At 60.5% G+C, this 6,518-nt stretch carries 4 protein-coding genes and 2 pseudogenes; 3 read left to right on the top strand and 3 right to left on the bottom strand.

Annotated features, from left to right (window positions below):
• A pseudogene (locus NW835_RS06705) lies at positions 1-451 on the bottom strand (hypothetical protein); the annotation flags it as partial.
• A gap of 290 nt (positions 452-741) precedes the next feature.
• Between NW835_RS06705 and NW835_RS06700 the strand changes: the two are divergent.
• The 3 genes from NW835_RS06700 to NW835_RS06690 all read left to right on the top strand — a co-directional run bounded on the left by NW835_RS06700 (position 742) and on the right by NW835_RS06690 (position 5,562).
• The gene (locus NW835_RS06700) at positions 742-1,122 is read left to right on the top strand and encodes a cupin domain-containing protein (RefSeq protein WP_414414865.1); all 381 of its coding nucleotides are present in this window, start codon (positions 742-744) and stop codon (positions 1,120-1,122) included.
• 137 nt (positions 1,123-1,259) lie between these two features.
• Positions 1,260-3,206 (top strand): cellulose biosynthesis cyclic di-GMP-binding regulatory protein BcsB, encoded by a 1,947-nt coding sequence (locus NW835_RS06695; protein WP_414414856.1) that lies wholly within the window; start codon positions 1,260-1,262, stop codon positions 3,204-3,206.
• A gap of 61 nt (positions 3,207-3,267) precedes the next feature.
• Positions 3,268-5,562 carry a glycosyltransferase family 2 protein gene (locus NW835_RS06690; protein WP_414414855.1) on the top strand — a complete coding sequence of 765 codons (2,295 nt, stop codon included), beginning with the start codon at positions 3,268-3,270 and terminating at the stop codon, positions 5,560-5,562.
• 80 nt (positions 5,563-5,642) lie between these two features.
• On the opposite strand, the gene NW835_RS06685 is transcribed toward NW835_RS06690, so the two are convergent.
• Together NW835_RS06685 and NW835_RS06680 are read right to left on the bottom strand one after the other, a co-directional pair.
• Positions 5,643-5,999 carry a hypothetical protein gene (locus tag NW835_RS06685; protein WP_414370372.1) on the bottom strand — a complete coding sequence of 119 codons (357 nt, stop codon included), beginning with the start codon at positions 5,997-5,999 and terminating at the stop codon, positions 5,643-5,645.
• Positions 6,000-6,225: 226 nt separating this feature from the next.
• Positions 6,226-6,518, bottom strand: a pseudogene (locus NW835_RS06680) (alkaline phosphatase); the annotation flags it as partial.

The following is a 6,518-nucleotide window of genomic DNA, read 5'->3' as shown; positions in this document are numbered from 1 at the left end:
CCTTCTCCGCTGCTTGTTTCTCGTTGGCCAGAGGGAACAACAAGGCCATGTTCACCCCCAGCAAAAGCGAGGTGGCCGTCCAAACGGGGCTGCGCAGCAGCATCAGGAGCAAAGCCGGCTGCAGCAGCAGCAACAGGCCCCACAGCCAGCGCCACCCCAGGCCGACAGGCAAACGGCGCAACTGTTGCCCCATCCAGTCCAACACCAGGGATCCCAAAATGGCCTGCAACACCAGCGGCGAGCGCCCCAAAATGGCCGTGGCCAGCACCAGCGAAGGGGGAAAGGTGGTGCCGACAATGGGCAGGCGCGGATCCGGCCCCAGGGCGGCTACGGATCCCTTGTAGCCAAGAAACTGCATCTCTAGGCTCACCCAGCCCCAGCCTTCCTTCAGCCCCCACAAGAGGCCAGCCAGGAGCAGCAAGGGGATCCCTACCGGCGCAACGAGCCTCAAGATAGCTTTAAGCCGGTTTACGAACATCCATGCCCCATGAACGAGTTTCACTAAACTTGACGGCCTAGGGCATTGGAACACCCTAGTTAATCCTAAAAGCAAGTTTTGCAAAAACTATTAGGAATGCAAGGGAGCTTTAGTATTCCCCTTCTCGAGACTTTTTTTCTACGAGTTTTGGCGTATTGGATTCAGCAAGATGGTCGATGAAAAGTTGCCGCGCTGCAGGTGAGGATGTGAGAGCCCCTGAAGTGGAACAAGGTGTGACCTCAATGCTACAGTCTGTGCGAGACATGGACAACGCGGCAATTCCGGCACTGGAGCTTTTGTCCTCCCAGGCTCAGACCCGCCCCTGGGGAGCCTTCTGGATCTTGGATGAAGGCCCAATGTACAAAATCAAGCGCATCGAGGTCAAGCCCGGCCATCGCCTTAGCCTGCAGATGCACTACCACCGCAGCGAGCACTGGATTGTGGTTCGGGGCACGGCGCGCGTTACCCGGGGCGAGGAGGTGGTGCTGCTTAACTCCAACGAGTCCACCTACATTCCCCCCTGCACCAAGCACCGTCTGGAAAACCCCGGCACCATCCCTCTGGTGATCATCGAGGTGCAGAACGGGGAATACTTGGGGGAGGATGACATCGTGCGCTTTGAGGACGACTACGCCCGCGCCTAGGAGAGTTCCTGAGGAAGGGGGCTTTCTTGTGGCCAGTTCATCACTCTTGCGCCATATACTCCTAGAAGTTTGGCGACTGCCCCCGCCGCAGGTGTAGGCTTTTTCTGTCGTCAGAGCAGGGGCTAGGGATCCCGCAGATGGCTAGGGTAAGGCAGAGAAGAGGAGGGTGGGGGCTGTTGGTGGCCGGCTTGCTCTGCTGCGTGCCAACAGAGGCAGTGCGGGCGGAGCCCCTTGCTTTCCAGAGGCTGGGCTATGAGCGTTCGGTGCTGCTGCAGGGATCCAACCCGCGCCTGGATGTCACCGTCCCTGCGCCCATCAACGGCATCGACCCAGAAGCCAGCTTTGTGCAGTTGCGCCTAGAACCTTCGCCGGTGCTCAAGCCCACCTCTACCGTGCGGGTGCTGATTAACGAGGAGCTGGCGGGGATCTTTCTGGTGCAAGATCTGCGCCAGGAGCCGGTGGTGCGGGTGCCGATCCCTGACCTGCCGCCGGGTGAGCGCTTTATCACGGTGTCGGTGCAGCCGTTTTTGAGCATTAGCGACGACATCTGTGCCGACCTCAACACCGGCAACCTGCTGCTGAGGGTAGGGCGGGACAGTTTTTTTGAGCTGGTGCCCCGCGTGCCCGATGCTACGGTGGCCGGCTTTCTGCGCCTGATGTACCCCCAGCTCACGCTGGTGGTGCCCGCCAACCCCTCTCCTGAGGTGGCGGAAGCAGCGCTGGGCCTGTACAGCTTACTGGCCCACCTCTTCCCTCAGACCCCTATCCTCTGGAGCAACCGTCCAGGGGAAGGGCCTCAAGTGATTCTGGAGCCGGCCAACTTTACCCCCCACCTGCAGCATCAAGTAACTCCAGAGGGATCGCGGCTGCGGGTGGCCGCCCGCCGCGAGGCCATTCTTGCCCTCTATGAAGAGTGGAAGCGGGCGGGGCTGGTGAGCCGTGGCATCCGGGTGGCGGCGGTGGCGGACTGGGAGCGGGCTCTCAAGGCCAACCGCCTCAGCTTGCGGGAGTTGGGGATCGTGGATCCCCTGCTGCGGGGCTTTGGCAGCCAGTCTTTGGTTTTCAACTTCAACCTGGCGCAGTTGGGGGGGCGCCCGCGGGATCTGGCGGCCCAACTGGATGTGATCATGAACCCGGTGGATGGTCGGGCCGGGGATCGCCTGACGGGCTATGTGTTCTTCAACGGCGTTCTGCTGCGCACCTACAACCTCACCGGTCGCAGCCAGCTCAACGAGACCGTGACCCTGCCCACCCGCCTGCTGCGCCGCTTCAACCAACTGGAGCTGCGCTTTGACTACGGGGCCAGCCCCGGCAATTGCCAGGGATCCCTGACGCCGCTGACGGTTCAGGTGCGCTCGGATAGCTCCGGCTTTCTCTGGAGCGGCTACCAAGCCCCCAGTGGCGAGCTGCAGGAGATCCCGGCGGTGCTGCAGGGATCCGGACGGGTTTGGCTGGGGGATCCCCAATGGCTGCCGGCTGCCGCCTACCTGGTGGGGGCCTTGAGTCGGCTGGCCGCCCAACCGCTCCTGCCCACCCTTCAGTTTCTGCCCCAGGAAAAGACCAAACTGGAGACAGGCGACTTCGCCTGGCAGATCCTTGTCGCTGCCCCGGAGCAGGTGGAGCTCCCTTACAGCCCCATCCGGCTGGGATCCCAGTTCGAGATCCTCAACCCCTTGAACCAGCAGGTGGCCCTGGCCGCCCAGCCCCAGGAAAACCTCGGCCTCTTGCAGTACTTTTTGCTCCAAGGCAGGCCCACCCTTTGGCTGTCCTGGTGGGGATCTGATCCGGTCTTGGCAGAACGCCTCAGCCGCGGCCTTGCCGATCCACGCACCCGCCTGGCCAACCAACTGCAGGGAAATGTGCTCACCGCCTACGCCGCCGCCCCCGCCCTCACCCAGGTGCAGAGCTGGGATCTCACCCCCCAAGGCTACCGCGTGCGCTACCCAGGCCGCTTCAGTTGGCAGCTTTTGCTGTGGCAGTACCGCTATTGGCTGGTGCTGCTGCTGGCTATTCTATTGGCAGTAGGAGCCTGGAATGTCTATGGCCGCTTGGCTCGCCGCCCCGAGTCCCCCATCCCTTCCTAGGGGGGGCTAGGCATGGGCTTGCGGTTGAGCCAGACTTGAGCCAAGCCGCGGGTCTTAGGCCATGCTCCAGTCCCTTAAGTCCTCGCTTTTGGCCGCAGGCTATCTCACCCGCCAGCAACTGGCGGCAGCGGAGGAGTACCGGGAAGAGGTGGGCTGCTCCTTGCCCAGGGCTTTTTGGAGCTTGCGGGTCATGCATCCTGGCAAGTTTGCCGAGCTGTGTCGCCAGATTTTGGATCGGCCCAAGCTGCGGGACTGGCTGCTCAAGCAGCCTCTAGATCTAGAGCTGCCTTGGCTAGTGGAACCCAGCGATCTCCTGCCGGTGCGCTTTTTGCCCTGTGGCTGGCTCAACCCGCAAACCGTTGTAGTGACCACGGAAGAGCCCGGCTATCCCGGCGTCTGGCAGGCTGTGAAACGCCTTTGCCCAGAGGCCGAAAAGCTGTGGGAGATCCCGGCCACCGAAAAACAGATCTTGACAGTTATCCTCGAGCGCAAGCTGGCTGCTGAGCTGCTGGGTAGCCGCCTCACCCTGGAGCAGTGGCAGCAGGCTCTGGAGATCCGCCGCCGCACCGGATCCAGCCTGGGGCAGGTGCTGACCCGGCTGAGCTACCTCTCCACCCCCGAGTATCTCAGCATTCTGGCCCACTTGCTGGGCTACCCTTCCGTTTCGGAGCTGATGGGAACAGGGCTGCTCTACCGGGACGAGAGCCTGAGCCGCCAGTTCGATCCGGAATTGATGATGCACCACCTCTTCTACCCCCTGAGCTGGAGCGACGAGCACACCCTCACCGTGATGGTCAACGACCCCCTGGACTGGGCGGTGGACGAGCTGCTCTACAGTTGGCGGCCAGGGTTGCGGATAGAAAAGGTGCTGGGCACCGAGCAGGATATCACCCAGCTCCTCAGCCAAGATCAAGGATCCCGCTTTAGCCAAGAGGCGGTGTACAAACTGCTGGCCCGTCTGCCGGAGGAATCGGCCTCGCGGGTGTTTACCCCCTCGCAAATTGCCGTCGGCTATGGCCTGCTGCTGCTGCTGCTGTGGGGCTTGGCCAGCGCCCCCTGGACAACCCTGACGATCTTAGTACTTTTGATTAACCTCTTTTACATTGCTTCGATTCTCTTCAAATTCCTGCTTAGCCTCGTGGGATCCGCCGATCGCTTCCACCAGATTACCGACGAAGAAGTGGCCGCCCTCGATGACCGCAGCTTGCCCATCTACACCATCCTGGTGCCAGTCTACAAAGAGCCGGAGGTGATGCCGATTCTCATCAACTCCCTCTCCAAGCTGGACTACCCCCACGAGCGCTTGGACGTGCTGATCCTGTTGGAAGAAAACGACCAGGCCACCATCGAGGCCGCCCGCGCCGCCAAGCCGCCCCGCTACGTGCGCCTACTGATTGTGCCGGATAGCAAGCCCAAGACCAAGCCCAAAGCCTGCAACTACGGCCTGGCCTTTGCCCGCGGCGAATACCTCACTATCTACGATGCCGAAGACATCCCCGATCCGGATCAACTGAAAAAAGCCATCATTGCCTTTAAAAAAGGGGATCCCAGCTTGGTCTGCGTTCAAGCGGCCCTCAACTATTTCAACCGCAACGAGAACTTTCTTACCCGCATGTTTACTCTGGAGTATTCCTATTGGTTTGATTACCTGCTGCCGGGCCTGGAAACCTTGAAAATGCCCATTCCCCTGGGGGGCACCAGCAACCACTTCCGCACCGACCGCCTGCGGGAATTGCAGGGATGGGATCCCTTTAACGTCACCGAAGATGCCGATCTAGGCATTCGCGCCAGCCAGCACGGCTACACGGTGGGGGTTATCAACTCCACCACCTACGAAGAGGCCAACTGCGCCCTTAAAAACTGGATCCGGCAGCGCTCCCGCTGGATCAAAGGCTATATGCAGACCTGGCTGGTGCACAACCGCAACCCGCTGCGCTCTTTGCGCAAGCTGGGCCTCAAGAACTGGTTGGCCTACCAATTTTTTATCGGCGGCAGCTTCTTCACCTTCCTCACCAGCCCCATCATGTGGCTGCTGTTTTTCTACTGGCTGCTCACCCGCGCCCATTGGCTGCAAAACATCTTTCCCAGTTGGCTAATTTACTTGGGCTTGTTTAACCTCTTGGTGGGCAATGCCATTGGGATCTACTTGAACTTGGTGGCCGTTTTTCGGCGGGGCTACTACGACTTGGCCTTCTATGCTCTTCTCAACCCCATTTACTGGCAACTGCACTCCATTGCAGCCTACATGGCCCTGTGGCAGCTTTTTACCAAGCCCTTCTACTGGGAAAAAACCATCCATGGCTTGAGCAAATTCACCCACGCCAAAGTGCAGGAAGCCAGCCACAAACCCGCCTAGCCAGCCCCCTTCATCCCTACAGCAGGCGGTACCTCCTTCCCCTCTTCCAAGAGGGAGAGGGGCTAGGGGCGAGGGAAGCGCTAGAAGCCGTAGTCAGAATCGACGACGACAGCACAGCCGCGTGGGTGGCGGCAGCCGGCCATGATCACCTGGACGGCGAAGCTGCCCTCATAGGGAGCCTGGACGATGGGGAAATCGTCCAAGAGCGTATCTTCGGCTACCCACCGACCGTTGCGATCGTAAAGCACCAGATCCACGTCGTGGCAGTCGAGGTCGCACTCGGCCCAGATGTTCTCGCCTGGGTAGAAATAACCATTAACCCAGGTCGATTGCCCGTTCAGTAACCACAAGCTCCTTTGGGCCCACGCTTCACCACCACCCAGGATTGCAGCCGCCCCGATCATGCCCGCTGCCAGCCAACCCCGCAGAGCAACCATCGGATTTTCCTCCTTCCATGAAGTTTTCTTTGCCGCAACAGGGATCCCTGCCCTACCTACACGCTAGCATTAACGTTTTCGCTCCCTGGCTGATTGCGATCACAGCCGGCATCTTCCTTACAAGTTGCAAAAAAGAGTTACAAAAAGGGATCCCAACTTGCGCAGGGATCCCTGAATTTCGATCAGAATAGGACTGGGAAAACCTGCCCAAAGCCCTTGATTGTTCTCACTGGGGCAGCACCAGTTCTCCGCGGCGCCCCAGGGGATCGGTGAGGACACTGCCGGTGGGGCCCTTGACCTGAAGGGTGCAGCGGCTGCCGGAGACTTCAATGAGGGTGTAGTTGGGCACCGCCAGCTCCAAAAAGCGCAGGTTGCCTGTCGTTACGCCAGGGATCCCGCTCACTTCTGGATTGGCAGGGTTCACAGGGGCGAGAAAGCCATTCACAATCCGGTAGTAGAGGCGGCTGGCGTTGGGGATCCCCAGTTGGCTGCCCAGCTCGTCGATGCTCAAGGCGGTCA

It is taken from the genome of Synechococcus sp. OH2, assembly GCF_047462155.1.
Lineage (GTDB): Bacteria > Cyanobacteriota > Cyanobacteriia > Thermostichales > Thermostichaceae > Thermostichus.
This window is presented reverse-complemented; position numbering and strand designations above follow the sequence as displayed.

Bases quoted from the DNA above. Each gene is read 5' to 3' on its own strand.
- NW835_RS06695 (WP_414414856.1), top strand. From the start codon at position 1,260: ATGGCTAGGGTAAGGCAGAGAAGAGGAGGGTGGGGGCTGTTGGTGGCC.
- NW835_RS06700 (WP_414414865.1), top strand. From the start codon at position 742: ATGGACAACGCGGCAATTCCGGCACTGGAGCTTTTGTCCTCCCAGGCT.
- NW835_RS06685 (WP_414370372.1), bottom strand. From the start codon at position 5,999: ATGGTTGCTCTGCGGGGTTGGCTGGCAGCGGGCATGATCGGGGCGGCT.
- NW835_RS06690 (WP_414414855.1), top strand. From the start codon at position 3,268: ATGCTCCAGTCCCTTAAGTCCTCGCTTTTGGCCGCAGGCTATCTCACC.